The organism is Labrys methylaminiphilus subsp. lupini (assembly GCF_051161885.1).
Taxonomy (GTDB): domain Bacteria; phylum Pseudomonadota; class Alphaproteobacteria; order Rhizobiales; family Labraceae; genus Labrys.
In genome coordinates, this window is sequence record NZ_JBMDIH010000002.1 from 1,208,725 (window position 1) to 1,232,846 (window position 24,122).

The 24,122-nt window shown below is 62.5% G+C and carries 24 protein-coding genes; 15 read left to right on the forward strand and 9 right to left on the reverse strand.

All coding sequences use genetic code 11. The features are described 5' to 3' along the window. Window positions 1-479 precede the first annotated feature (479 nt). Together ACN6KF_RS31210 and ACN6KF_RS31215 are read left to right on the forward strand one after the other, a co-directional pair. A complete protein-coding gene (locus ACN6KF_RS31210; RefSeq protein ID WP_434960763.1) occupies window positions 480-923 on the forward strand; it encodes a hypothetical protein in 444 nt (147 codons plus the stop codon). Window positions 924-1,077: 154 nt separating this feature from the next. Then, window positions 1,078-2,004 (forward strand): cation diffusion facilitator family transporter, encoded by a 927-nt coding sequence (locus tag ACN6KF_RS31215; protein ID WP_434960764.1) that lies wholly within the window; start codon window positions 1,078-1,080, stop codon window positions 2,002-2,004. A 117-nt stretch (window positions 2,005-2,121) separates the two neighbouring features. Here the strand turns inward: ACN6KF_RS31215 and ACN6KF_RS31220 are convergent, their stop codons facing one another. Further along, window positions 2,122-2,844, reverse strand: a complete 723-nt coding sequence (locus ACN6KF_RS31220) for a class I SAM-dependent methyltransferase (RefSeq protein ID WP_434960765.1) — start codon at window positions 2,842-2,844, stop codon at window positions 2,122-2,124. Between the two features lie 398 nt (window positions 2,845-3,242). Between ACN6KF_RS31220 and ACN6KF_RS31225 the strand changes: the two genes are divergently transcribed. Next, entirely contained in the window at window positions 3,243-4,502 is a 1,260-nt protein-coding gene (locus ACN6KF_RS31225; protein WP_434960766.1) for an NAD(P)/FAD-dependent oxidoreductase, read from the forward strand. Between the two features lie 22 nt (window positions 4,503-4,524). On the opposite strand, the gene ACN6KF_RS31230 is transcribed toward ACN6KF_RS31225, so the two are convergent. Continuing rightward, the gene (locus tag ACN6KF_RS31230; RefSeq protein ID WP_434960767.1) at window positions 4,525-6,315 is read right to left on the reverse strand and encodes an ATP-binding response regulator; all 1,791 of its coding nucleotides are present in this window, start codon (window positions 6,313-6,315) and stop codon (window positions 4,525-4,527) included. Continuing rightward, window positions 6,316-6,930: a response regulator gene (locus ACN6KF_RS31235; RefSeq protein ID WP_434960768.1), complete on the reverse strand. Its 615-nt coding sequence runs from the start codon at window positions 6,928-6,930 to the stop codon at window positions 6,316-6,318. 359 nt (window positions 6,931-7,289) lie between these two features. Here ACN6KF_RS31235 and ACN6KF_RS31240 point away from each other — a divergent pair, with 359 nt between their 5' ends. After that, on the forward strand, window positions 7,290-8,006 hold the full coding sequence (locus ACN6KF_RS31240; RefSeq protein ID WP_434960769.1) for a LuxR C-terminal-related transcriptional regulator: 717 nt from the start codon (window positions 7,290-7,292) through the stop codon (window positions 8,004-8,006). A gap of 66 nt (window positions 8,007-8,072) precedes the next feature. Here ACN6KF_RS31240 and ACN6KF_RS31245 read toward each other — a convergent pair whose 3' ends face one another. Next, window positions 8,073-8,507, reverse strand: a complete 435-nt coding sequence (locus ACN6KF_RS31245; RefSeq protein WP_434960770.1) for an SLOG family protein — start codon at window positions 8,505-8,507, stop codon at window positions 8,073-8,075. 386 nt (window positions 8,508-8,893) lie between these two features. On the opposite strand from ACN6KF_RS31245, the gene ACN6KF_RS31250 reads away from it, so the two are divergent. Beyond that, on the forward strand, window positions 8,894-9,046 hold the full coding sequence (locus ACN6KF_RS31250) for a hypothetical protein (RefSeq protein WP_434960771.1): 153 nt from the start codon (window positions 8,894-8,896) through the stop codon (window positions 9,044-9,046). 44 nt (window positions 9,047-9,090) lie between these two features. On the opposite strand, the gene ACN6KF_RS31255 is transcribed toward ACN6KF_RS31250, so the two are convergent. Continuing rightward, window positions 9,091-9,678 carry a TVP38/TMEM64 family protein gene (locus ACN6KF_RS31255; protein ID WP_434960772.1) on the reverse strand — a complete coding sequence of 196 codons (588 nt, stop codon included), beginning with the start codon at window positions 9,676-9,678 and terminating at the stop codon, window positions 9,091-9,093. Window positions 9,679-10,067: 389 nt separating this feature from the next. Continuing rightward, window positions 10,068-10,751, reverse strand: a complete 684-nt coding sequence (locus ACN6KF_RS31260; RefSeq protein WP_434960773.1) for a GntR family transcriptional regulator — start codon at window positions 10,749-10,751, stop codon at window positions 10,068-10,070. Between the two features lie 189 nt (window positions 10,752-10,940). Here ACN6KF_RS31260 and ACN6KF_RS31265 point away from each other — a divergent pair, with 189 nt between their 5' ends. The 7 genes from ACN6KF_RS31265 (at window position 10,941) to ACN6KF_RS31295 (ending at window position 19,520) form a co-directional block, all read left to right on the forward strand. After that, window positions 10,941-12,065: a sugar ABC transporter substrate-binding protein gene (locus ACN6KF_RS31265; protein ID WP_434960774.1), complete on the forward strand. Its 1,125-nt coding sequence runs from the start codon at window positions 10,941-10,943 to the stop codon at window positions 12,063-12,065. Between the two features lie 174 nt (window positions 12,066-12,239). Then, window positions 12,240-13,790: a sugar ABC transporter ATP-binding protein gene (locus ACN6KF_RS31270; RefSeq protein ID WP_434960775.1), complete on the forward strand. Its 1,551-nt coding sequence runs from the start codon at window positions 12,240-12,242 to the stop codon at window positions 13,788-13,790. Continuing rightward, window positions 13,787-15,862, forward strand: a complete 2,076-nt coding sequence (locus ACN6KF_RS31275) for an ABC transporter permease (RefSeq protein ID WP_434960776.1) — start codon at window positions 13,787-13,789, stop codon at window positions 15,860-15,862. Before ACN6KF_RS31270 ends, ACN6KF_RS31275 begins: the two co-directional genes overlap by 4 nt. Before the next feature lie 26 nt (window positions 15,863-15,888). Further along, window positions 15,889-16,668 (forward strand): SDR family oxidoreductase, encoded by a 780-nt coding sequence (locus ACN6KF_RS31280; protein ID WP_434960777.1) that lies wholly within the window; start codon window positions 15,889-15,891, stop codon window positions 16,666-16,668. 28 nt (window positions 16,669-16,696) lie between these two features. Beyond that, window positions 16,697-17,641 (forward strand): 3-hydroxyacyl-CoA dehydrogenase, encoded by a 945-nt coding sequence (locus tag ACN6KF_RS31285; protein ID WP_434960778.1) that lies wholly within the window; start codon window positions 16,697-16,699, stop codon window positions 17,639-17,641. Between the two features lie 9 nt (window positions 17,642-17,650). Beyond that, complete coding sequence (kce, locus tag ACN6KF_RS31290; RefSeq protein WP_434960779.1) at window positions 17,651-18,577, forward strand: 3,5-dioxohexanoate:acetyl-CoA acetone transferase; 927 nt, start codon at window positions 17,651-17,653, stop codon at window positions 18,575-18,577. Window positions 18,578-18,641: 64 nt separating this feature from the next. Next, window positions 18,642-19,520 (forward strand): SMP-30/gluconolactonase/LRE family protein, encoded by an 879-nt coding sequence (locus tag ACN6KF_RS31295; protein WP_434960780.1) that lies wholly within the window; start codon window positions 18,642-18,644, stop codon window positions 19,518-19,520. A 512-nt stretch (window positions 19,521-20,032) separates the two neighbouring features. Here the strand turns inward: ACN6KF_RS31295 and ACN6KF_RS31300 are convergent. Then, window positions 20,033-20,452, reverse strand: coding sequence for a DUF1236 domain-containing protein (locus tag ACN6KF_RS31300; RefSeq protein ID WP_434960781.1), 420 nt, complete (start codon window positions 20,450-20,452; stop codon window positions 20,033-20,035). A 495-nt stretch (window positions 20,453-20,947) separates the two neighbouring features. Between ACN6KF_RS31300 and ACN6KF_RS31305 the strand changes: the two genes are divergently transcribed. Beyond that, entirely contained in the window at window positions 20,948-21,670 is a 723-nt protein-coding gene (locus ACN6KF_RS31305) for a response regulator transcription factor (protein ID WP_434960782.1), read from the forward strand. Window positions 21,671-21,872: 202 nt separating this feature from the next. Continuing rightward, complete coding sequence (locus ACN6KF_RS31310; RefSeq protein ID WP_434960783.1) at window positions 21,873-22,211, forward strand: hypothetical protein; 339 nt, start codon at window positions 21,873-21,875, stop codon at window positions 22,209-22,211. 75 nt (window positions 22,212-22,286) lie between these two features. Here ACN6KF_RS31310 and ACN6KF_RS31315 read toward each other — a convergent pair whose 3' ends face one another. Further along, a complete protein-coding gene (locus tag ACN6KF_RS31315; protein WP_434960784.1) occupies window positions 22,287-22,850 on the reverse strand; it encodes a hypothetical protein in 564 nt (187 codons plus the stop codon). Between the two features lie 113 nt (window positions 22,851-22,963). On the opposite strand from ACN6KF_RS31315, the gene ACN6KF_RS31320 reads away from it, so the two are divergent. Beyond that, window positions 22,964-23,206, forward strand: a complete 243-nt coding sequence (locus ACN6KF_RS31320) for a hypothetical protein (protein WP_434960785.1) — start codon at window positions 22,964-22,966, stop codon at window positions 23,204-23,206. A gap of 40 nt (window positions 23,207-23,246) precedes the next feature. Here ACN6KF_RS31320 and ACN6KF_RS31325 read toward each other — a convergent pair whose 3' ends face one another. Further along, window positions 23,247-24,074 (reverse strand): copper chaperone, encoded by an 828-nt coding sequence (locus ACN6KF_RS31325; RefSeq protein ID WP_434960786.1) that lies wholly within the window; start codon window positions 24,072-24,074, stop codon window positions 23,247-23,249. Window positions 24,075-24,122 lie beyond the last annotated feature (48 nt).

Sequence of the window (24,122 nt, forward strand, 5' to 3'; positions counted from 1 at the left end):
GTTGCGGGAGTGCCCTGCAGCAGATCTTGGCTGCGCCGCGAGGGTCCCTCTCCATTCGATCGCAGGTGCGGTCGTCGAGTGGATACGCTGCCGGAAGCGCACCTGAAGGTGCAATGATCCTGCAAGGAACCCGGTATAGTGGATATTGTCGGTGGGAAGAGGACGATATTTCGCATTCCACCCGATCTGGCGGTTTGCCAAGCACGGTCGAGGGTGTAATGCTTGCCGCGTTCCACGACTCGCCAACAAGCATACATTCCTGAATGAAACCCCCCTCCAAGCCTTTCTTTGTCGAGGTCAGGCGATCGCGATCGACTCCGACCCAGGCCTCTCCACCCCCGCGACAGACGTCGTCCTGGGAGGATACGCCTGAGCCTGCGAGTTCGCGATCCAGAGCTTGGCAACATGCTGAGCAATTCTTTCAGCCTCGACCTGCCGGCCCTGGGGCCGAGCGCCCAGAGCCTGCTCCTCTGGAGCATGTGGCTGTTCCCGCTCAGGCCGCAGTCGAGCAGAAAAGCGAGGCCGAGGTTTCCCCGCGAGTCGAGGCTCGTGGTGGAGAGGAAGGCAAGAACGGTGCCAAACGCGGCCGGAAGGTAGCCAAGGTCCCGGCGCTTGAACCGGAGGAGGCGAAGACTTCTTCGGTAAAAAAGGCGCGCAAGAAAAAGGTGCCACGGGAAGATTCCGTTTCCGTGCAATCGCAGCCATCAGCCTCTCGGCCGGAGGAGGCCAGCACGGTCCTGCATAAGACGCCTTCTGCTTCGAGTTCATATCTGGACGGCACCGCCGCCGAGGATGAAGCCGAGGTGGGCGGGCGAAAGCCCCTGTCGGCGCGCGCCGCGCGCTCCGCAGCCAAGCCTGCAGAACGCTGGACTTGCCGGTTGCGGCATGTCCGCCGGAGTCTGGGCGCGGGCCGCATCGGATAATTGCATCCGCAACACACTTCCAGTCTCGCCAAGGGCATCGCCTTTCGACTGACGCTGTTGGTACGACCGTCTGCCTGCCGGGCGATGCCCGGCCCTGCGTGCATTCAGCGCGGAGGGTAAAGGCGTTGGCTGTTCGGCAAAGCGGGGGCTGAAGGTGTACACGGAACAAGGCATTCTCAAAGTCTCGATCGCCGTCACGATTTTCGTGGCCGGCTTCGGCGTCGTATTCGGCCTGCTCTCCGGCTCCTTCTCCATCGTCTTCGACGGCGTCTATATGCTGGTCGATGCCAGCATGAGCGGCCTTGCGCTGATCGTGGCGAGCCTGATTGCGACCAATTCGTCTCCCGCCACCGCCGTGGGCAAGCTGCATGAGCGCTTCACCATGGGCTTTTGGCACCTGGAGCCGATGGTTCTCGGCCTCAACGGTGTGATGCTGATCGGAGCGGCCATCTATGCGATGATCAATGCCATTGGCAGCCTGATGGTCGGTGGCAGGGATCTCCAATTCGGATATGCCATCCTCTATGCAGCCGTGGCCTTGGCGGCCTGCATCGCCATGGCCGTGGTCGAGACCCGCATGAACCGGATCATTCGCTCCGATTTCGTGGCGCTCGATGCCAAGGCCTGGATCATGTCGGCCTCGATCACCGGGGCGCTCCTTCTGGCCTTCTGCATCGGCTATGCGATCGAAGGGACCCGTTTGGACTGGCTCACGCCCTATGTCGACCCCGCGGTCCTGCTCCTGCTTTGCCTGGTCATCATTCCTCTGCCGGTTTCAACCGTCAGGCAGGCCCTGTCCGAAATCCTTCTGGTGACGCCATCCTCTCTCAAGGACCATGTCGACACGGTCGCTAAGACCTTCGTTGCCAAATATGGCTTCCTGACCCACAAGGCCTATGTCGCAAAGGTCGGCCGAGGCCGGCAGATCGAGCTTTATTTCATCGTGCCGGCTGGCCGGCCCGCCATGCGCCTGGAGGAATGGGATCGGATCCGTGACGAGATCGGCGAAGCGATTGGCGGGGAGAGCCGGGATCGTTGGCTGACCATCGCCTTCACCACCGATGTCGAATGGGCGGTGTAAGGCGGGCCAAGGTCGCCAGTCTGACCTCCAACCTCGCTGAGGCTGTAATTTCTGATAGAAATTATTTATTTATATCAAATTTTTACCGATATTTTCTAAAGTAACCCAGAAGGGAGGTTAAGGCAAAATCTTGGCCTTGAGCCATAGGAAGAGGGGCAGGCGCGTCCACTGATTGAGGCGATCCGTATTCGCAATGTCGGGAACGGGCTCACGCAGGGCCGTGATCGCCAAGCCCGCTTGCGAGAGCGCGGCGACATAGTCCTCGAGCGGCTGCGACCAACCGGCGAAGTGCATGCGAAGGCCATCATGCTCCTCTTCGCCCTCGAAGCGCACGCGGCCGTAATAGCTGCCCTCCAGGACGAAGGGCGCATCGGGTGCGGGGCCGGCGAAGTGACCCCGATCCCGAAAGGGATGCACCAGTGAAATCAGGAACTCGCCGGCCGACTTGAGGACGCGCCGGGCTTCGGCAACGGCTGCAGGGACATCCTCGACATCCATCAGGACGTTGTAGGCCACGACCAGATCGAAGCTCGCAGCAGCGAAGGGCAGGCGAGCAGCACTGGCGACGGCATAAGCGTCGGCCGATTCCGCTTCCCGGGCAGCATCGACCATGGGCGCCACGGCATCGGTTGCCGTTACGTGATAGCCCAGCTTGCGCAGTTCGCGGCTGACCCGCCCTTCACCGCAGCCGATCTCCAGAGCCTTGCCCTGGCCGGGGCCGATGAATGCGAGCAGTGACTGGCGATAGGCCCAGAAGGCGTCATGTTCGGGCGAGCGCGCCCAAGCGATCCATTGCTGGGCGACACCGGTCCAATGGGCTTCGTCCGATGAACGGTCCATCTTGTCTCACTCCGATCGGATTGCGATGATTCGAAGCGGCGAACCTAAAGCAAGGCGCGTTCAGGCGGAAACGGCCTTTGTTCGGGCCTTTGTTTCGAGACGTCTTGGTGATTCCGATCGTCACGTCGAACCGCGAGATGCTTTCGGAGAGTGCCCACAGCGCGCGCAAAAGACCATTGCCGTCTCCAGGCCTTTCCCGCGAGCCGAGCGGCAAACCAGCGCGGTTGCGGTACCACTCGACGAAATTGCTTGCGGGCATGCCGGCGCTCGGCGCAAGGACAGGCGCGAAATGGCCGGCCGTCATATGCTCCACGATGGAACGGTCAGGTCTTGGTTACGATCGAGGTCTTGGCCATGATTGAGGTCTTGACCCCGATATTGCTTGGAGGCGGGGGTCCATGGTTCAGGTCATCAGGCAATCGAGCGATGTGCTGGTACTCGGTGCCGGCATCATCGGTGTCTCGATTGCTCTGCATCTTCAGAAATTGGGACGATCCGTCATTCTCGTCGACCGGCGCGCCCCCGGCGAGGAAACCAGCTACGGCAATGCGGGCCTGATCGAGCGCGCAAGCGTCATTCCCTACGGCTTTCCGCGCGAGCTCTCGACGGTTCTCCACTATGGGCTGAACCTGTCGGCGGATGTGCGCTACCATTGGCGCTTCCTGCCCAAGGCCCTGCCGTGGCTCGCGCGTTTCTGGTGGGAATCCTCTCCCAGGCGGCTGCGCCAGGCTGCCCTCGACATGCTACCTTTGATCGAGCATTCGGTCGATGAGCATGCCAAGCTGATGGCCGATGCCGGCATTTCGGAACAATTGCGACCGACCGGCTGGATGGAGGCCTATCGCACCACCGCGGCCTTTGAAAAAGCCTGTTCGGCGGCCAGACAGCTCGACGAATTCGGCCTGCGCTACGATCTGCTTGGCGCTTCCGCTCTGCGCGAGAGAGAACCGAATCTTGCGGGGGTGTTCGCAGGCGCGGTGCATTGGCGCGATCCGGCCACGATTGCCGATCCCGGTCGGCTGGTGAAGGATTATGCCGCGCTTTTCAGCCGCAATGGCGGTAACTTCGTTGAAGCCGACGCGACCGCCCTGCGCCAAGAGGAGGACGGCTGGAGCCTGGAGAGCCCGACCCGACACTATCATGCGCGCGAGGCCGTCGTCGCCCTCGGGCCGTGGTCGGACCGGCTCTACACGAAATTCGGCTATCGCATGCCGCTCGCGGTCAAGCGCGGCTATCATGTGCATTTCAAGCCGGCTCCCGGCGCCGTACTCAATCGACCTATCGTCGACATCGAGCGCGGTTATCTGCTGGCGCCGATGACCCGCGGTATCCGACTGACGACGGGAATCGAGTTCGCCTCACGCGATCACGCGCCGACGCCGGTGCAACTCGACCGGACCGAACCTCATGCCCGCGAGGTGTTTCCGCTCGATCAGCGCGTCGAGGCCGAGCCCTGGATGGGATCGCGCCCATGCCTGCCGGACATGCGTCCCGTGATCGGCCCGGCACCGCGCCACAAGGGTCTTTGGTTCGCCTTCGGCCACAACCACCATGGCTTGACACTCGGCCCGGCCACGGGGCGGCTGCTGTCGGAAATGATGATGGGGCTGCCCACTTTTGCCAATCCGGCTCCCTTTGCGATGGGTCGATTCGGCTGAAGGCGACGGCCAGCCGGCGCGTTCAGCCATGAGCGCGCTTTGCCCCAAGCGACATGGTGGTGCGGATCTTGGTGAAGAGGGCGGCCGGCAGAACCGGCTTGTGCAGCAGGGGAATGCCGCTGGCCTCCGCTTCGCGCAGCCGTTCAGGCGCGGTATCGCCAGTGATGAGAATGGCAGGCAAGCCGGGGATTTGTTCCCGCAGGATCGCGATCGCCTCCGCGCCGGTCCGCTGCTCGCGCAAGCGGTAGTCGCAGATCACCAGATCCGGCGTCAGACGGCCGAGGCAAAGCCGCGCCTCCTCGATGCCTTCTACCGCCTCACACTGCGCTCCCCAGGTTGTGAGCAGGCGCAGCATGCCTTCCCGGACGGCTTCGTCGTCGTCGATGACGAGGATCCGGCATGGCGCGCCCAACGCCGTGTGTTCGGCCAAGGATTCGGACGGCGCGGGATCGGCAGGCATACCCGGCTGCCCTGTGGCGAGCGGCAGGACGAGAGCGAATTTGCTGCCGCGGCCGACCACCGAGCGAAGCCGTAATTCATGATTGGCCGCCCGGGCGAGCCGCTCGGTAATGGCCAATCCCAGGCCAAGCCCCTTGCGGCGGTCACGCTCGGGGTTGCCGAGTTGATGAAACTCGCGAAAGATCTCCTGCTGATTGTCGGCGGCGATACCGATGCCGCTGTCCCAGACCTCGACATGCACCTGATCGAAACGGCGCCGGCAGCCGATCAGCACGCCACCGCGATCAGTATAGCGAATGGCGTTGGAGATCAGATTGCGGAGGATCAGTTCAACCAGCGCTGGGTCCGATTCCACCACGACATCGGTATCGCGCTGGCGGTAGACGATGCCTTTTTCATCCGCCGACGGGGCAAGTTCAGTGCCGATCCTGTTGAGCAGGGGCTGGAGTTCGAAACAGCGCTTGCTCACCGTGACCACGCCGGCTTCGAGCCGCGAGAAATCGAGAAGCGTGTTGAGCATGTCGCCCGAGGCGCTTGAGGCGGCGCGGGCATTGTCCAGGATTTCGCGTTGCTGTGCCGTCAATTGGCCGCGGGCGAGCACTTCCAGGAACAGGCCCTGGGCATGGATAGGTTGGCGAAGATCGTGGCTGGCGGCGGCCAGGAATTTCGATTTCGCCTGGTTGGCCGTTTCTGCCTCGAGGCGAGCAGCCTGGGCGACCGCCGTCTCCTGGCGCAGGCGCTCCACCAATTCGTTGTTGTCGAAACGCAGCTCCACCATTTTTTGGAAGGTCTGCGAAGCGCTTCGCGCCGAAGCGATGATGGCGATGCAGAATAATATGCTGCCGATCGCCATCCCCCAATACATTGGATCGCCAAGCGTGATCAGCTTGAGGGCCAGTAGGGCGATGAACACGACCGAATAGCCGACAAAGGCCGGCAATACAGGAGCCATGAAAGTGAGGGATCCGGCCTGGATGCCGGCCATGAAGCAGATCAGCAACGCTATGGCGAGCGGAGAAGCCTGATCGAAGGCGATCCAGGGTAATATGCCCCGCAAGACGCCGATCGCCGTGGCAAGGATGATGGTATAGCGCTGATAGCGGCCGACCTCGGCAACGGGATCAGGGCTGTCGCGAAAGCGGCTGGCGAGCAGGCGCAAAAAGGGCACGGGGAGAAAAGCGCAGACCGCCCAGATTGCCAAGGGAAGCACTGGAGCATCCAGGGCGAAGATGACGGCCATCGCCGCATTGCCGATGCCGCCGATGATGAAGGCGAACGGCGCCGTGCCGAGCATGAAGCGAAGCTGCTCCGCAGCAATGCGAGCTGGGACCGGCTTGAACCAGGGAACCGCCATTCAGCGCATCAAGCCACGTTCGCGGGCCACGGCCACGGCCTCAGCCCGGCTCGCCACATTGAAGGCGGCCAGCAATGCCTGGACATGCACGCGCACGGTATTTTCCGACAGGTTGAGGTGTCGCCCGATCACCTTGTTGGAATAACCCCGGCCCAATTGGTCGAGAACCTCGTATTGACGCGGCGTGAGCTGGGCCTGGCTTCTGGCGGCGGAGTGGGCAACCTCGCTGGGCGGCATCTCTCCCCGCAGGGCGCCTTCGACGGTGGCGACGATACGATCGGTCGGCTCAGCCTTGGACAGGAAGGCCGCGGCGCCCTTGGCCAGCGCTTCCGCTCGGGTGTCGACATCGTCATGCGAGGTGAGGATGATCACCGGCGCGCCCGGCCAGCGTCGCCTGAACACCGCAAGCCCTTCCATTCCGCTCAGGCCGGGCATCTCGATATCGAGCAGCACCGCATGGGGCCGCACCTGATCCTCGGCGATGGCCTGGGCGATCGAGCCGGCTTCGCGGATCATGGCATGCGGCAACCCCTGCTCCAGCACCAGGCGCAAGCCCGCGCGCAGGAGCGAGTGATCGTCGATCAGGAGCAAGTGCAGCGGCGATGGGGCGTGCATGACACCTCACTCTAGGCCAGTTGCCGAGCTTAGACCATTAGTCCATGCAGACTAGTCCAAGACAGACTATGGAAAAGGCTCTAAGAAGTTTCTAAAGTCGCTTTGACCAACGGGTTGGAGTTGAGTGGAGCAACTTAGCGGGATTGGTCTCACGACGAGCTTGCCGGCCGATTTTGGCTAGACCGCTTGCCGCAAGAGAATCGGATGGATGAGGCTTTCGCCTCGTCGATCTACCGCCGATCCTGACAAGCGGGCCGCGCTTTCAATGGTAGCCAGCGGGACAGGGTGGCGCACTATGTGCTTCGGCAATTCGCCGCCGAAGGTCTCATGGTCCATTTTCTTGGTGAAAGACCCCTCCCGTGGAAACGATACCCGCTCCCCATTTTCCCGAACAAGACCGGCAGGGTGCGCCGTGGACGATCGCCGTCATCGACGAAAAGCAGCTCACCCGTAGTTGCCTGACACACAGCCTCATTTCTGCCGCCCCCGCTTTTGCTGCGCGCGGATATGCCAGCCTGGCGGAATGGCACCAGAACGGGGGAGGGCACGCATCGTGCATCGTCCTGCTTTGCGTCACGGGTCAGAAAGCAACCGAGGCGATCGTGGAGCTCGATCTCGATTATGTGTCGCGCCATGAGGGCGACGTGCGGGTGATCGTGGTTTCCGACATCGAGGATCCCCGACTGGTCGTGGCGGCTCTCGGCAGGGGCGCCAGGGGCTATATCGGCATGAGCGCCAGTCTGGATGTTGCCCTCGCGGCCATACGCCTGGTGGCGGCGGGAGGCGTCTTCGTCCCGGCGAGCGGCCTGTTGCCGTCTAAGTCACGCGCCGGCCTTGGCGGCGAGGAAAGCCAGGATGAAGGGGTGCCGCGGCAGGCAGCATTCACGCCCAAGCAATTGGCCGTGATCCAGCGTTTGCGTCAGGGCGAGTCCAACAAGATCATCGCCTACAAGCTGAATATGGAGGAATGCACGGTCAAAGTGCATATCCGCAACATCATGCAGAAGATCCGGGCGCGCAACCGTACCGAAATCGCCTACATGACCAATAATCTGTTTGACGGCGATATCCAGTGATGCAGCCGGAGGGAGTCAGCGAAGCTCCGGCCCGCCCCGAGGACCAGGCTCGCGGCGCTGCGAGCCTCAAAGCGCGCCGGCTTCAATGATGCGAACGCCGGATCGCCGGGCCCGCGCGACCAGGTCCGCACAATCCTTGTCGCCCGGAAAGGCGATGACCAGGAAGGGCTCGTAGCAGTTGAGCATATGCTCGTTGCGCAGCGGACCTGCCGACTTGCCATATCGAAACCAGGACGCGCGCTCGGCGATCGACCGGACCCGATGCGCGACGGCCCATTTGGTCGCCAACAGGTCGGCGCCACGCTTGCCGCCATGAACGATACGAAACGCGCCTTCATCCATCAGAAGACGGTCCAGGATCGCAAACACGCGTTGCTCGTCAATGACCCCATCATTGCCACAGACGAGGACGGTCTTGAGCTTGCCCGGCGGCCGGCTCGCGGTCTCCCCGCCGGGAACCTGCGTCAGCGCGAGACTTACATCGTGAATGTCCATCGTCATGATTGCCACCGGCGGGACCCGCGACCGTATTGGATCGCAATTTCCTGTATTTCTTCGTGCTGATGCATCTGCCTGGGCAGAACGTCTTTTTGCTCTCTCAGGGAAATGCCGTGGGTCTAGCCGCGATGCCTGATGTCGAACACGTGCCGCAGCCGGACACCGGCTCGGTACCTGGTTCGGGTCAAACCCTCAGCCCTTCTATGCTGCTATTAAATCGCCAACCCGCGTGACAGGGATGTGATCCGATTGCCCCGTCAGGGCAGGGCCAAATAAGGTTGGAGCCGTTGCGCGCGAGCGCCCCATCCGTGCCCAACTCTCGTGGCATCCTTGCCCCGCAATTGAGACCGATCTCTGTCCTTCAAACCTTTTGGTATGCGCCGCCCTTGTTGAGTATCGCCGACGCCCTCATCCACGCCCTGACATCCATCATCCTCGCTTTGGCAGCCATCCGCGCGACCGGCATCATTGCCCTCACAGCCGCCGGTTTGCTGGTGGCGGGCGCGGTAGCGGCGAGTATCCGGCGAAGAAAACGCGGGTGAGGGGCCTTGCCAGCCGTCGGCATCCGGGATCGCGCGCGCTGGGCCTAACGCAGCGGGTTTTCCACCGCCGGCTCACGCTGATAGGTCGCCAGCACCTGCCGCAGCTTGCGGCCCAGCAAGAGAAGGGCTGCCAAGCCGGCGCAGAGGCCGAAGCCGAGGGCGACGACCTGCAGCATGGACAGGTGACCATCCAGACTTGCGCGTAGCCCTGCCCCAGCAGCGACCTGCAAGGCGATGCCGGGCAGAATGCCAACCCCGGTCGCGACCAGGAAGGGGCCGAAGGCGATCGACGTCGAGCCGAACACGAAGCTGACCAGGCTCGAAGGCGCGATCGGCGCGCAGCGGCACAACAGCACGATGCGCCAGCCGCCCAGCCGGACGGCCTCGCGAAGCGGTTCCAACAAGCGCCAGCGCCGGGTGAGCCGGTGCCCGTAGCGGCGTCCGACCACCACACCCAGCCAATAGGCCACCGACGCACCGAGGATGGAGCCGATCAGGGCGAGCGGAATGCCGTAAAGCCCGTAGGCGGAGCCGGCTACGATGCAAAGCGCGGGCCGGGGCAGCAAGGAGACCGCACTGACGAAGAAGAGCAGCAGCAACACGGCCGCTCCCCATTCACCAGCAAAGCTCAAGAAATCCGCCTGCATGCCCAAGCCAGTCCCGATGTCGTTCACCGTTCATACCGCGTCACAGGCAAGATGCAACCTCGGGGGCTTTGCTCAAGGGACATTCCCGCGATTCGCAGAGCGCCTTGCCGATCTTGCCGCCCGAAAACAAAGCACCCGGCGTGTCGGGCGCCGGGTGAAAAGTTGGTTGCTATGCCGCCGATTTGCGGCATGGGCGCACTATTGTCGGACGATGTGACACAGCCGTGAAAGTGCTCGCCCAGACCGATTTGCGAGGTTACGAAGTCAATAGAGATAGAAAAGCATTTAGAAACAGCCGGGTGCGAACGCGCTCCGTTTTGGAATGAAGCGTGACGCCCGGTCGCAGACGCACCCTCGAAAGCCGAGCAAGCCTGTCAGAGTATGGTTTCGAGGATATTGGCCGCGTCGCCGATATCGGCCTGGATGGCGCGTACGGCGCCGGCGTGGTCGCCGGATTTCAGTGCCTCCACCAGGACACGATGGTGCTTGTTCGAAACGACGAAATTGCCGCGTTCCTGCAGCAGGTTGAAATAGGGGCTGACCTGGAGCCAGAGAGTTTCGATGATGCCGAACAGGGTTTCCGAACCGCTCGCCTGATAGATCTCGAAATGCAGGGCCCGGTTGGCGCGCAGATAGATCTTCCGCGCCTCCTTGTTCGGCTTGATATTGTCCATCTCCTCGACCAGTTCGTCCAGCCGGGCGAGTGTCGCGGGCTGAAGGTTGGGCACGGCCCATGACACCGCCAGGCCTTCGATCTCCAGGCGAGTCCGCGTCAGATCCGCCAGCCTTTCGCGGGTGAGATGGGGGATGCCGAGGCTCCGTCCGGCCACGACGGTGAGGGCCTTTTCCGCCGTCAGGCGAAGAATCGCCTCGCGCACGGGCATGGCGCTGACGCCGAAGGCATCGGCCAGCCACTGAATGGTGATGGACTGGCCCGGCGCCAGATCGCCATTGAGGATCAGTTCCTTGGCCTGGCGATAGACGTCCTCCTGCATGGTGGCGCGCTGCACACGCACGACCGAGAGCGGCTCTCGCGCCTTGGACCTGATTTCGCTCATGACACCTCCGCGTTGCAATCCCGATGCCGGGTTCTCGTCTTGTAGGTCGGTTCGCCGTCCGGAGAAAGCAGTCCTCTGCGCTTGCAAAATTTCTGATCTTTGATTTATGATCAAAGTAGCTCAAAGAAGCTGGCTCATCAACGAGTCGAAGTGCCCGCCGCAACGAAGCGGGCTGACAGGGAGGGAAGAATGGGATTGGTAAAGCGCGGCGCTGCCCTGGTGGGCGCGGGACTGCTCGGCCTATGCGCCCTTGGCGGGCAGGCCGAGGCCAAGGACAAATACAAGATCTATCTGTCGATGAGCTATATCGGAAATGACTGGCAAGGCGAGGCCGCCAACATGGTCAAGGCCATGGCCGCCAGCAAGGAGTTGGCCGACAAGGTCGATCTCCAGGTCCAGGTCGCCGGCCCCAATGCCCAGCGCCAGATCCAGCAGATCAACGCCATGGTGCAGGCCGGCGCCAAGGCCATCGTGGTCTTCCCGATCTCCCCCACTGCCTTGAACGCAGCTGTGAAGAATGCCTGCGGCAAGGGCGTGGTGGTGATTGCCTATGATGGCGAGATCACCGAACCTTGCGCCTACAACGTCACGATCGACCAGAGCGAAGCAGGGCGGGTCACGGCCGAATGGCTGGCCAAGAAACTGAACGGCAAGGGCAACATCATCGCCATCACCGGCGTACCCGGCACCTCGGTCGATACGCTGCGCACCAAGGCCGCCAAGGAAGTCTTCGCCAAATATCCCGACATCAAGATCGTCAACGAAGCCATCGGCATGTGGAGCCAGGCGGTGGCCCGCACCGAATTATCCAAGATCATGGCCACCCGCAAATGGGACGAGATCGACGGGCTGTGGATGCAGGTGGGCTGCTATACCGCCAACACCATGCAGATCGAGGCCGGCGCTACTCCCGACAAGCTCAAGCCTTGTGCCGGTGAGGGCTCGAATGGCGGGCGCATCCAGATGCTGCCTGTGGGCACCGAGGTCGAGGGCGCCAACGGCACCTACACACCAATGGCCGCCCCCCGCATTTCCTATGCCTCACCGCCTTATTCGGGTGGCCTGGCCCTGAAGCTCGCCATCGCCAAACTCGATGGCAAGGACATCCCCAAGCACACGGTGCTGCCTTTGCCAATCGTGACGAACGAGACGATCAAGCTTTGCCAGGAGGGCAGTTGGGCGGAGATGAAGGCCGGCTGCAATGCCTTCAAGCCTTCTCTCGTTTCCAATCCCGGCTGGTTCGCCTCGATCTATTCGGCCGAGACGCCCGAACTAGGGCTGTCGGCGGCGCTGGTCGGCCAGCCCGAGAACTGACGGCGGCGTGGGTCTGCGCCATCCTTGCTGACCCACCTGTACTGCTTTGAGCATCGTACCGAAAAGGGGGCGCCGGTTTTCGGCAAAAACGATGCGGCATCAAAGATCTGCAGCACCAGAACCGATTCCGGCTCCGGTGCTGCCGACAACACCAATTTCCAGGGACCGGCTCGTATGTCATCCATATCCGTTCAGACGGCCTTGTCGAAAACGGCGGTTGCGGCCTGCGATATCAGTCGCTCCTTCGGACCGACCATCGCCGTCGACGGCGTCTCCTTCGAGGTCCTGGCAGGCGAGGCCCACGCACTGCTGGGCGAAAACGGCGCTGGCAAATCCACGCTCGTCAAGCTGCTGTCCGGCCTGATCATGCCCACGACAGGCCATTTCGAGATCTTTGGCCAGCAGGCGGTGCTCGGCAGTCCGCGCGCAGCCCATCGGCTCGGTATTCAGACGGCTTTTCAGGAACTCACCATCGTCAAGGACCTGACGGTGCTGGATAATATGCTGTTGCCCTATCCGCCGACCCTGTTCGGCCAGATCCGCCGCTCGGAGGCGCGCCGGCAGGTGATTGATCATCTGGAAGCGCTCGGCCTGGAGGCGATCGATCTCGATACCGACCTGCGCGATCTCGATCTCAACATTCGCCAGAAGATCGAGATTGCCCGCGCCTTGTTCCGCCGCCCCAGGATCCTCCTCCTCGACGAGCCGACTTCCACCTTGTCCGGCCGGGACATCGACTGGCTGGGCGGCCTGATCGACGGGCTGAAGCGCGACGGCGTGACGGTGGTGTTCATCTCTCATCGCATGGCGGAGGTGAGGGCCTTTTGCGATCGGGTCACGGTCCTGCGTGGTGGCAAGCATATCGCTACCGCCAGCCTTGCCGATGTCGCCGACGAGGACCTGATCGGCATGATAGCGGGCAGAGAGCTGGGTCGTTCCTTTCCGCCCAAGCCGCCGGTGCCGTCGCTGACCGGCGATCCCGTGCTGTCGGTGAAAGGACTTGGTACCCATAAGAGGCTCGATGAGGTCAGCCTCGATCTGCGTGCGGGCGAGATTCTCGGCGTCGCGGGCCTGCAGGGCATGGGCCAGCTCGAGCTCTTCTCGGCCCTGTTCGGCATGGAGGAATATCGCGGCGAGATCCGAATTGACGGGCAGGCGGTGACGCTGACCTCCCCGCGCGACGCCATCGAGGCGCGTATCGGCATCAGCCTGGTTCCCGAGGACCGCAAGACCGAAGCCCTTTTCCTCAAGCTCGACGGGCAGCGCAATGTCTCCCTGCCGGTGATCGAGCGCTATACAAGGTTCGGCCTGATCGACGAAACCCGCGAGGAGGCGGATGTCGCCAGGGTCTTCGGCAGGCTCAACGTGCAGATGCGCGCGCTGTGGACCAGCGTGAAATCCTTTTCCGGCGGCAACCAGCAGAAGATCGCCATCGCAAAATGGCTGTTCGCGCAAAGCCGCGTGCTGCTGCTGTTCGACCCGACCCGCGGCATCGACGTCGGCACCAAGCACGAGATCTATGCCTTGATCCAGCAATATGCCGCCGCCGGCGGCGCCGTCCTGTTCCATTCCACTGAGATTGCCGAACTCGACCATCTCGCCCATCGCGTCCTCGTGCTCTATCGCGGCAAGGTTGCGGCCGATCTCACCGGCCCTGCGATTTCCGAAGACGCCATTCTGCGCGCCACGCTGGGCAGCGCTTCCACGATCCGGGAGGCATCATGAGCGCGGCCCACGTCGACATGTCCCTCAAGCCGTCGCGGGCCAAGCGCGCGGGCCTGCGCTGGTCGCGCCATCGGGGTGCGCTGATCGCAGTCACCGCCTTCCTGGCCTGCCTCGGGCTGATCCGCCTCGTCAGCGGATCCCTCAACTATTACGATGTCTCGACCATTGCTACGGGCGGAGCCACGCTGGCGACGGCTGCTATCGGCCAGACTATCGTGGTGTTGTCGGGCGGGTTCGACCTGTCGGCGGCTGCCGTGGTTTCGCTGGTGAACGTCACGCTGGCAAGCCACATGCAGGACGATCCTTCCAGCATCCTCTTGTGGTCCTGCGCCGGCATCGCCATCGGAGCGGCGGCGGGGGCGTTCAACGGTTTCTTCATCGCCTTCCTGCGCCTGCAGCCGATCGTCGTGACGCTCGCGACGATGTTCATCCTGCAGGGGGTGACGCTGCTGGTGATGGACAAGCCCGGCGGCCAGCTTCCCGCTGACTTCACGGCCTTCTTCACGGCCGACGCGATCCCCGAATGGCTGCCGGGACCGGTTCTCATGCTCGTACTCCTGGTGTTGGGCTGGCTTTTCCTCAAGAATACCGTCTTCGGCAAGGCGATCTACGCGATCGGCTCTGACCGGGACGCGGCCCGGGCGGCGGGCCTCAACACCCGCCTGTGCGAGTTCTTTGTCTATGTGCTGGCCGGCGGGCTCTACGGCCTGGCCGGCGTGTTCATCAGCGCGCAGACCGGCTCGGGCGACCCGCTGGTCGGCAATCCCATGCTGCTGCAGATGTTCGCGGCCGTGGTGGTTGGCGGTACATTGCTGGGCGGCGGGCGCGGCGGGCCTGTTGGTACCATCTTCGGCGCCTATGTGCTGATGATGGTGGTCAACATCCTGCTCGTCCTCAACGTGCCGGCCTTCTATTCCTCCGTCGTCGAGGGCACCATCCTGATCCTGGCGGTGCTCGGCGCTTCGATCACCCGCACATCGGTGCTCGCCACCACCCTGCGCCTGATCGGCCATCGCTTGGCGGCCTGGCGCCAGGGCCGCCTGCCGCGGCAGCTGTCACTGCCGGAAACGCGGTTGCGACTGCCGGCCGAGCCGGTTCAAGCCGCGCGATCTCAGATTGCCCGTCCCAGCTTCTGGATCCGCCGCCAGGAGGATCTGCGCACGGTCCTTCCAGCCTTTGTCTGCTTTGCGATCGTCCTCATCGTCAGCCAGTTCGTGCTCGGCAGTACGCTGGCGTCGTGGGGCTACTACAATTCACTGATCGTGCTCGCGAGCTTCCTGGCCATTCTCGCGCTTGGGCAGGGGAGCGTGATCCTCACCGGCGGCCTCGACCTCTCCCTGCCGTGGACGATCGCGTTCTGCGGCATCGTCAGCGCCGGCCTGATGAAGGGATCGGATAGTGCGATGCTCTATGCCCTGCCGCTGGCCCTGGCGATGGGTACGTTCATCGGCCTGTTGAACGGCCTCGGCATCGTTGCCCTCGGCTTGTCGCCAATCGTGATGACATTGGCGATGAACGGCATCCTGCAGGGCTTTGCGCTGGTCTATTCCGGCGGGACGCCCGACGGTTTTTCGGCCCCGGGGCTGCGCTGGATCATGACCGGGCAGGTGATGGGTGTTACGCCGATCGTGCCTCTCGTCGTCCTGTTCGTGTTCCTCGCCATCGTCCTGCTCGGCCGGACCGCCTTCGGCCGGCGTGTCTATGCCATCGGCAATGGCGCGCGCGCTGCCCAGTTGTCAGGCGTGCCGGTCGGCGCAACCACGGTCAAGGTCTATATGCTGTCCGGCTGCTGCGCGGCCCTGGTGGGCTGCCTCCTTGCCGGCTTCTCCGGCCAGGCGAGCCTGGGCATGGGCGATGACTATCTGCTGCCGTCCATCGCCGTCGCCGTGGTTGGAGGAACGCTGATCACCGGCGGGCGAGGGCGCTATATCGGCATGATCGGCGGCGTGCTGCTGCTGACGGCCCTGCAGACCCTGCTGGCCGGCACCACGCTCCCTTATGCGACCCGCGCCATTCTCTACGGGGTCGTGGTGCTTTGCGCCGTTATCACATTGCGTGAAAAAAATTCCTGAAAACATTGTAAATCAAGGAAATATCCATGACCGGAATCGCCCTCAAACCTGGCCTTCGCGTTCTCATCACAGCCGGAGCTTCCGGCATCGGCCGCGCCATTGCCGATCTCCTAATCGACAATGGCGCCAGGGTGCATGTGTGCGATGTCGCCGAGCAGCATCTTGCCGATTTCAGGGCAGCTCATCCCGGACACGGTGCCAGCCTGTGCGACGTCTCGGACGAAGAGGCCGTGGCTGGGCTCTTCGACGACGTGCTAGCCGGGCTCGGGGGCCTCGATGCGCTCATCAACAATGCCGGCATTGCCGGGCCGACCGGTGGTGTGGAGGAGATCTCGCCCGCCGATTGGCGCCGCACCATCGATATCTGCCTCACCGGGCAGTTCCTCTGTTCTCATCACGGCGTGCCCCTGCTCAAGCAGGCGGGCGATGGCGCCATCATCAACCTGTCCTCGGCCGCGGGGCGCTATGGCTATGCCTATCGCACGCCGTATTCGGCCGCCAAATGGGGTGTCATCGGCTTCACCCAGAGCCTTGCCAAGGAACTCGGCCCCTCCGGTATCCGGGTCAATGCCATCCTGCCCGGCATCATCCGCGGGCCGCGCATGGAAGGGGTAATCCGCGATCGCGCCACCCAGGTCGGCGTGCCCTATGAGGCGATGGAGAAGCAATATCTCGACCGTATCTCGCTGCGCCGCATGACGGGCCCGGAGGATGTCGCTGCGATGGTGCTCTTCCTGTTGTCGCCGGCCGGCCTCAACATCTCCGGCCAGTCCCTGGGCGTCGACGGCAACGTCGAATCCTTGTGAGCGCCCCCTCTCAGTCGGGAACATTCCCATGAAGACAGCCATCATCGGATCCGGTTTCATCGGCCGCGCCTGGGCCATCACCTTCGCAAGGGCCGGCCATGAGGTCAGGCTCTGGGACAAGGACGCCGACGCCTTGCCGAAAGCCTTGGCCTTCATCGACGAGATGTTGCCGGATCTTGCCGCAAATGACCTTCTCGGCGGTTCCGAACCTCGCGAAGTCAAGGCACGCATCCGCATCGAGCCCGATCTTGCCGTAGCGCTCGATGACGTCGACCACGTCCAGGAGAACGCGCCCGAACAGGTCGAGCTGAAGCGCACTCTGTTCGCCGATCTCGACCGGCTGGCGCCCGCCAAGACGGTGCTGGCAAGTTCGACTTCGGCGATCCTGCCTTCCGCCTTCATGGAGCATCTTCCCGGCCGCCAGCGCTGCCTCGTGTGCCATCCGATCAATCCGCCCTACCTGGTACAAGCGGTGGAGGTCTGCCCCTCGCCCTGGACCTCGCAGGAGGCCATGTGCAAGGCGGCCGACTTCATGCGCAGTTGTGGCCAGTCACCTTTGGTGATGAAGCGCGAGATCGACGGTTTCATCATGAACCGCCTGCAGGGTGCTCTGCTCGAAGAAGCGTTCCGCCTGGTCGCCGACGATATCGCCAGCGTCGAGGACATCGATATAGGCCTGCGCGACGGGCTGGCCTTGCGCTGGTCGTTCATGGGTCCCTTCGAGACGATCGACCTCAACGCGCCCGGGGGCGTGCGCGACTATGCCGAGCGCTACCAAGGCATCTACGCCAACATCTTCCCGTCGGTGCAGTACCGCGTCGATTGGGCTGGCCCCGTGATGGAGCGCATCGAAGCGGAGCGCAGCGCCCTTCTACCGCGCGACAAGCTCGGTGAGCGCCAGAAATGGCGCGACCGCCAGCTGATGGCTCTGCGCGCGCACAAGCGCAGGGCCGCCAAGGACATCGGAAAGTGAGTAAACGGCATGGCCCGCAATAAAGTCATCATCACTTGCGCCGTAACCGGCGCCATTCATACGCCCTCGATGTCGCCGCATCTGCCGGTGACGCCGGAAGAGATCGCCGATGCGGCGGTCGGCGCCGCCGAGGCTGGCGCGGCGATCGTGCACCTCCACGCCCGCAATCCCGTGACCGGTGAGCCCGACCAGACGCCGGAGGCCTTTGCCAGGTTCCTGCCCCAGATCAAGCAGCGCTCGAACTGCGTCATCAACCTCACCACCGGCGGTGCCCCGACCATGAGCATCGAGGAGCGCGTGCGACCGGCGGCAACCTTCGCGCCGGAGGTCGCCTCGCTCAATCTTGGTTCCATGAATTTCGGCCTGTTCGGCATGCTCGATCGCTTCACCGATCTCAAGCATGAGTGGGAGCGAACCTATCTCGCCAACAAGGACATCATCTTTCGCAACACCTTCGGGCAGATCGAGCACATCCTGACCACCTGCGCGGGCAACGACACCCGTTTCGAGTTTGAATGCTACGACACGGCGCACCTGTACAATCTAAAATATTTCTTCGATCGCGGCCTGGTGAAGGCGCCGCTCTTCATCCAGACCGTCTTCGGCCTGCAGGGTGGCATTGGCGGCCATCCCGACGACGTCCAGCACATGAAGCGCACCGCAGATCGCTTGTTCGGCGATCAGTATCGCTGGTCCGTCCTCGGTGCGGGCCGCAACCAGTTCAACATTGCGGCGATGTCGGCTGCGATGGGCGGCAACGTCCGCGTCGGGCTGGAGGACTCGCTCTGGAACGGGCCCGGCGTGCTCGCCCGCTCCAATGCGGAACAGGTCACCAGGGTCCGCCAGATCATCGAGGGGCTGGGCCTCGCCGTGGCGACCCCGGACGAGGCCCGCGAAATACTGAGCCTGAAAGGCGGCCATGCCGTGAATTTCTGAGCACTTGATCGGGGCTGCCAGCCGGAAGGCTGACGACAAAACGGCTGAAGGAGAGGGAACGAGCATGCGTATCGAAGTCTTGCTGGATGTGAAGACCACCCTGGGGGAGGGCCCGCTTTGGGACGTCGACCAGCAGCGTCTCTACTGGATCGACAGTTTCGACGGCCGCGTCTTCCGTGCCACTGCCGATGGCAGGGAGCTCCGGGCCTGGGACGTGCCGCAGAAAATCGGCTCCATGGCGCTGCGCAAGGACGGCTCGGGCGCCGTCGTCTCGCTGGCGCGTGGCTTCCATCTTCTCGACTTCAAGACGGGTGATGTCGAACTCATCGACGATCCCGAGCCCGACCTGCCCAACAACCGCATCAATGACGGCAAGGTCGACAAGCGCGGCCGCTTCATCGCCGGCTCGATGGACACGATGGAGGAAGGGCCGAACGGGGCACTCTACAGCCTGTCGACGGACTTCAAGGTCACCAGGCTCGATTCCGGCATCATCTGCTCGAACGGGCCGTGCTGGAGCCCGGACGGTGCTATTTTCTATTTCACCGACACCTGGTCCGGCGAGATCTCCGCGTATGACTATGACCAGGACACTGGCGGCGTGTCGAACCGCCGGACCTTCGCCAAGGTCGATGGATCGGGTGGTGGTGCGGCCGATGGCTCGACGGTGGACGCCGAGGGCTGCCTGTGGAATGCCCTGGTCTACGATGGCAAGCTGGTGCGCTATCGGCCGGACGGCTCGGTCGACCGGGTGATCGAGATGCCGGTCAAGAAGGTCACCAGCGTGATGTTCGGCGGTCCCGATCTTGATGTGCTCTATGTGACCTCGATGGCCAAGCCGCCTTTGCCGCGCTTCCCCGGCGACGGCGTGTTGCGGGGCAGCCTCTTCGCCATCCATGATCTGGGCATTCGGGGCATCCCGGAGCCCCGTTTCGGCGGGTGAGGGGATCGGAGAATGGCAGGGACGTGGCAGCGGTTCCCGGTCACGGCGTAGGCGGGCGTCCCGTCAGAGGCCCCTGACATGAACTCCGATGGGTTGGCTCGTTGAAGTTAAGGATAAGAATGACCTTGTGCTGATAACCTGACTTATACGAGGTGGCCACGCTAAATTGGCTTGCTCATGCACCGAGCGCGCATACCCGTTTGGCGCATCTTGTGCCTATGCCGAAAGGGCAAGCCCCTTCCTTGTATTTATAAAAAGATATTATATATCAATGACATATATAATATTCCTATATCGATGTCTTATCGAGCTGATCTGCTTTGTCAGGTGTAGTGCATAACCTATATCCGCCACTCTTATGGCGATAAAGGCGTGCCGAAGTGCCATGCCCTGGTCCGCGCTTGCTGAAGCAGAAGCCCTGATCTTCCGGCTGCTGTGTCGCGCAGCCGGAAGATTTCTCAATCAACTCTGCAGCGAGCCCGTTCGAAGCGAGGCACGGCCGCAAGCGAGCCCTATTCTACAACCTGTACGATCCGGCGGGTGCCCGGATCGACCAACACCACCTCGTCGTTGATCACCGTATATTTGTAGCGGACTTCACCATAGTCCGCGGGCACGTCATAATATTCGATACCGTCCTCGGGCAGAACGACGCCCACATTGACGGGCTCCTCATAGCGGTAGGACGGAACGTGCCTCTCGATCACATATTGACGGAAGCGGGGGCGCTGCTGAATTCCCAGCAGTCCGTTGATACCGCCCGTCACAGCGCCAACCGTGCCACCGACGATGCCGCCGATCGGCCCGGCGTTCTCATTACCGCGTTCCGCCCCTTCCTGGGCTCCGCCCATCACGCCTTGCGCCTGGGCAGCGGCTGGCAGCCATAGCGCCACCAAAGATACGCCAATCAAGTTCATCAACCTGTTTGTCATGGTCTTTCTCCGCGATTGTCGAGTGTACGCACTCCAGATATGAGCAGTATAACAATCGGAGGATAAAATTGTTCCCATATAAATTTTCCTAAAATAAGAATTATGGCAGCTGCCTTCAAATTATCTTTGGTTTCTCAATGAGAACACATTTCAGATAAATGTATGGCGTTTATATTATTCTGATAAGTTCTGAAGATACCGATCTATATAGAACGAGAATTCTTATCGGTCTTGCTTACACGCGCGGCAATGAGCTCTCGATTCCAGCGTGGGTAACGGTCCTCCAGGGCACATCAGATCATTGTCCGCCAACCGGATTCGCCATCGTCCGTGGGGCGCCACGCCACGGCGTATGTGCGAAATCGCACATACGCCGCAGGGAAATACCTCTATCGCTCCACGCAGTTTGTAGGCCTGCTGGATAGGGGCGGTCTGATATAAGGTAATATGGTAATGGGTACTGCTGTTCTTTCCGACGCCTATAGGAGCGTCGACATGTTTGATCGCCCGCCGCGACTGCGCGATGACGCAGCGCTACCGACGGCGCCCATTGCCACGCCTTCCGTCACGCCTCGGATTGCAACAATCCCGGTCCTCATCATCAGCGCGGCAACGCTGATCCGAGACTGTCTGGCGCGCTGCCTCGCCGATTCTGAATTGAACTGCACGATGAGCGGCTACGGATCGGTAGACGAATGGCGCCCGTTGGACCCAGCCGCTCCCGTGACCGTACTGCTGTGCGCAACTGGCGACTGGGCGACGGAACACGCCATCTGCGACGACATTGCCAAGCTGCAAGCCAAGGCTCCCGATAGCCAGATCATCGTACTCTCCGATGCCGAGAATCCCGCTTTGGTTCGCCGTACCCTGGAGCAAGGCGCCCGTGGTTTTGTCGGTATGACCTTCAATCTGGATATGGCGGCGGCGGCCATTCGTCTGGTCCAGGCCGGGGAGAGGTTTGTGCCTGTTACGAGCCTCCTGGCTGCGCAGACAGCTCCCATGCAGGCTCCGGAGAAGGGGCCATTCCACCAGGTTCTTACCCAAAGGCAGATCGACGTCATCGACCACTTGCGCCGCGGCGAGTCCAACAAGATCATCGCCTACAAGCTCGAAATGAGCGAGAGCACGGTGAAGATCCATATCCGCAACATCATGCGCAAGATCAAGGCGCGCAATCGCACGGAAGTGGCGATCCTGACCCAGGATCTGTTCAACTGATCGCGGGGATTTCCCTCAACGGTCGTACCGACCGCAATTCCAGTTGAACCGCGTCAAATCTCAAAATGCTCCAAGGCTCCCCAAGGGGAGCCTTTTTCGTGCGTCGGCGGCAAGACGGGAACATGGCGCCAGGTCGGGCGTTATAGTTGGGTGCGGTGCAGGCTACGAGCCATCGCCGTCACGGATCACCAGAACGGAGAACATGATGGCCGACTCGATTTCCTCGGACGATGTGCGCAAGGAACTGGAAAAGCAGATTACCGAACTCAGAAAGGAAATCGGCGCACTTGGTAAATCCATCGCGGACCGTGGCGCCGAAACATTGGAGCGCACGCGCGAGGCGGCCGCGGAGGCCGTGGATCGAGCCAAGGGACAGACGCGAGCTTCCTTCCAGCAAGCACGCGAGCAAGCGCACGCCGTGACCGATGCGGCGAGGGAACACCCAGGCACCGCCGCGACGATCCTGTCCTCAGCCGGCATTGTCGGGTTCGTAATAGGGCTTGTGGTCGGCGCCACCCTGCTCGGAAGCGAACGCCGTTGATGTTTGCGTGTCGAGCAAGCATCGACACGCTGTTCTGAAACAGTTTTTCGGCCAGGGGTGCTTTACCAGCTGCGCTTACTTGTCGACCAGGGCAAAGCGCAGCCTGGCCGGTTCGCTTGCAGGATTTGGCCAACCCAGGGTCGAATTGGCAAAGGCATGAAGGAGAGCAGCCAGCCGGGCGCAAGGCTCCGAGCCGGCGACGACTGCCTTGCCGGCTTCATCTGCGTCTAAACCATACCGCACCTGGCATTGAAACTGTTCCAGGGCGCCATCGAGCGACCTGACATTCAATCGGCTCCCGGGCAGCAGGCATTGCCGAAGTCTTTCGACGGCATCGACGGAGGCTGTGAGCGCGTCAGGCTCGGCACGATGCGAACCATTGGCTGAAGACAGGCGATGGTCAGGCAGGACGACCAGCCAATCGGCGAACATGCAACCATCGAGATAACGAAGGCTCAGGCAGATGTCGCGATCGAGCGATGGATCGCTGCCGCTCAGCCGACTGGCTCTGTCGGCAAATGAGAAAAGCGTGCGCACGTCATAAGCTTGCATCGGATCCGTACCTTGATGATTGTCGATGGCGAGAACCACCGCCAACAGCAAAGGTTTCTGGCCTGCGACGAATTGGAGCAGAGCCACAGGGTCAGCCGGCGGGAACCACGGGGCCGGTTAGCAGGTTCAGCAGCAAGGCGTTTGGACATCAAGGCCACGGCGATCGGGCGGGGTCTGCGGCTTGAAAAGGGGAGGACGATATGCGTGGCCTTGGCCTTCTGGCTTCGTTTGCGGGACTGATCACCATTGCCAGGCTTCTGGATGACAATCATCGGCTGCGCCGGAAACTGGAGGTGCTGAATGCGCACGGCGCGGCAGCCGCCGGTAGGCACCGGAATATGGCGATGCAGCCTGCCGATCCTTGGGACGAGGTCGACGAAGCGAGCGACGAGTCGTTCCCTGCCAGCGATCCGCCCGCTTTCACCGCACGCCGCGGGACCTGAAACATACCGAAAACCGGCATCCGCTTTTCGGCACGGTGCTCTAACCGCCAAGTGCTTTGACGATCAGGATCAGGGCGGCGGCGATGATTACGCCTCCGATCAGCCGCGCGGCGAGTGGACCGTTCGGTGCGAGACGCTCGAAGCTGATGGCCGCCGTGACGGCTGCCATCATGCGCAGATCCATCATCCCGGTCATCAGAAGGATCGTGGTCAGGCCGACGGAGTTCAGGCTGCAATGGGCCCCCAGCCGCAAGCCGTCCAGCAAGGCCGCGTGCGCCGGTCGCTCGACTCTGTTTGCTGGCATACCGTGCCAGCAGGCGAGCTGGTGGGCCTTCCATGGCGTGAATTGCCAGGCGCCGGCCAACAGAACGATCAGGCCTGCGGCGAGCGGTACGGTACGCGACAACTCCGGCAGCTTGGCGCATGCTACCGCGAAGGTTGCGCTGCACAGGAAGACAAGGCAGCCGACCAAGGCCCACACCGAGAGATAACCCACGCCGATCAGGGCGATGAGATGGCCGGGACGCCTTTTTCCCGCCGCGACCAGAGCCTCGCGACGGCGCCATAGAACGGGCGACAGGCTCGGCAGCATCATGGCTGCCATCATGGCCAGCCACATGGCGAGGAAGGATAGGGCCAAGCCGGGCCAGCTCTGCCCGCATATCGGCAGCCACATCATCGACATCGTCCAGTTGCCGGGCATCGGGATCTCGCCCATGCCGGCCATCGCCAGCGACCATTCCAACATGATCGCCGTGCCCAGCGCGAAGGCGAGACCCAGACAGCCGACAAAGGCAAGCCGGGAGATCCATCCGGCGCCGTCATGCGCTGGGCTGTTCCATATCCTGCTGGCGTGAATGAGGCTCATGACGGGTCTCGCGGCGTTCTCGATACGATCCGGTGTTTCGTGCTAGTC

Coding starts and splice junctions, on each gene's coding strand:
- ACN6KF_RS31220 (WP_434960765.1), bottom strand. CDS start 2,844: ATGGACCGTTCATCGGACGAAGCCCATTGGACCGGTGTCGCCCAGCAA.
- ACN6KF_RS31225 (WP_434960766.1), top strand. CDS start 3,243: ATGGTTCAGGTCATCAGGCAATCGAGCGATGTGCTGGTACTCGGTGCC.
- ACN6KF_RS31230 (WP_434960767.1), bottom strand. CDS start 6,315: ATGGCGGTTCCCTGGTTCAAGCCGGTCCCAGCTCGCATTGCTGCGGAG.
- ACN6KF_RS31235 (WP_434960768.1), bottom strand. CDS start 6,930: ATGCACGCCCCATCGCCGCTGCACTTGCTCCTGATCGACGATCACTCG.
- ACN6KF_RS31245 (WP_434960770.1), bottom strand. CDS start 8,507: ATGACGATGGACATTCACGATGTAAGTCTCGCGCTGACGCAGGTTCCC.
- ACN6KF_RS31260 (WP_434960773.1), bottom strand. CDS start 10,751: ATGAGCGAAATCAGGTCCAAGGCGCGAGAGCCGCTCTCGGTCGTGCGT.
- ACN6KF_RS31265 (WP_434960774.1), top strand. CDS start 10,941: ATGGGATTGGTAAAGCGCGGCGCTGCCCTGGTGGGCGCGGGACTGCTC.
- ACN6KF_RS31270 (WP_434960775.1), top strand. CDS start 12,240: ATGTCATCCATATCCGTTCAGACGGCCTTGTCGAAAACGGCGGTTGCG.
- ACN6KF_RS31275 (WP_434960776.1), top strand. CDS start 13,787: ATGAGCGCGGCCCACGTCGACATGTCCCTCAAGCCGTCGCGGGCCAAG.
- ACN6KF_RS31280 (WP_434960777.1), top strand. CDS start 15,889: ATGACCGGAATCGCCCTCAAACCTGGCCTTCGCGTTCTCATCACAGCC.
- ACN6KF_RS31285 (WP_434960778.1), top strand. CDS start 16,697: ATGAAGACAGCCATCATCGGATCCGGTTTCATCGGCCGCGCCTGGGCC.
- kce (WP_434960779.1), top strand. CDS start 17,651: ATGGCCCGCAATAAAGTCATCATCACTTGCGCCGTAACCGGCGCCATT.
- ACN6KF_RS31295 (WP_434960780.1), top strand. CDS start 18,642: ATGCGTATCGAAGTCTTGCTGGATGTGAAGACCACCCTGGGGGAGGGC.
- ACN6KF_RS31300 (WP_434960781.1), bottom strand. CDS start 20,452: ATGACAAACAGGTTGATGAACTTGATTGGCGTATCTTTGGTGGCGCTA.
- ACN6KF_RS31305 (WP_434960782.1), top strand. CDS start 20,948: ATGTTTGATCGCCCGCCGCGACTGCGCGATGACGCAGCGCTACCGACG.
- ACN6KF_RS31310 (WP_434960783.1), top strand. CDS start 21,873: ATGATGGCCGACTCGATTTCCTCGGACGATGTGCGCAAGGAACTGGAA.
- ACN6KF_RS31320 (WP_434960785.1), top strand. CDS start 22,964: ATGCGTGGCCTTGGCCTTCTGGCTTCGTTTGCGGGACTGATCACCATT.
- ACN6KF_RS31325 (WP_434960786.1), bottom strand. CDS start 24,074: ATGAGCCTCATTCACGCCAGCAGGATATGGAACAGCCCAGCGCATGAC.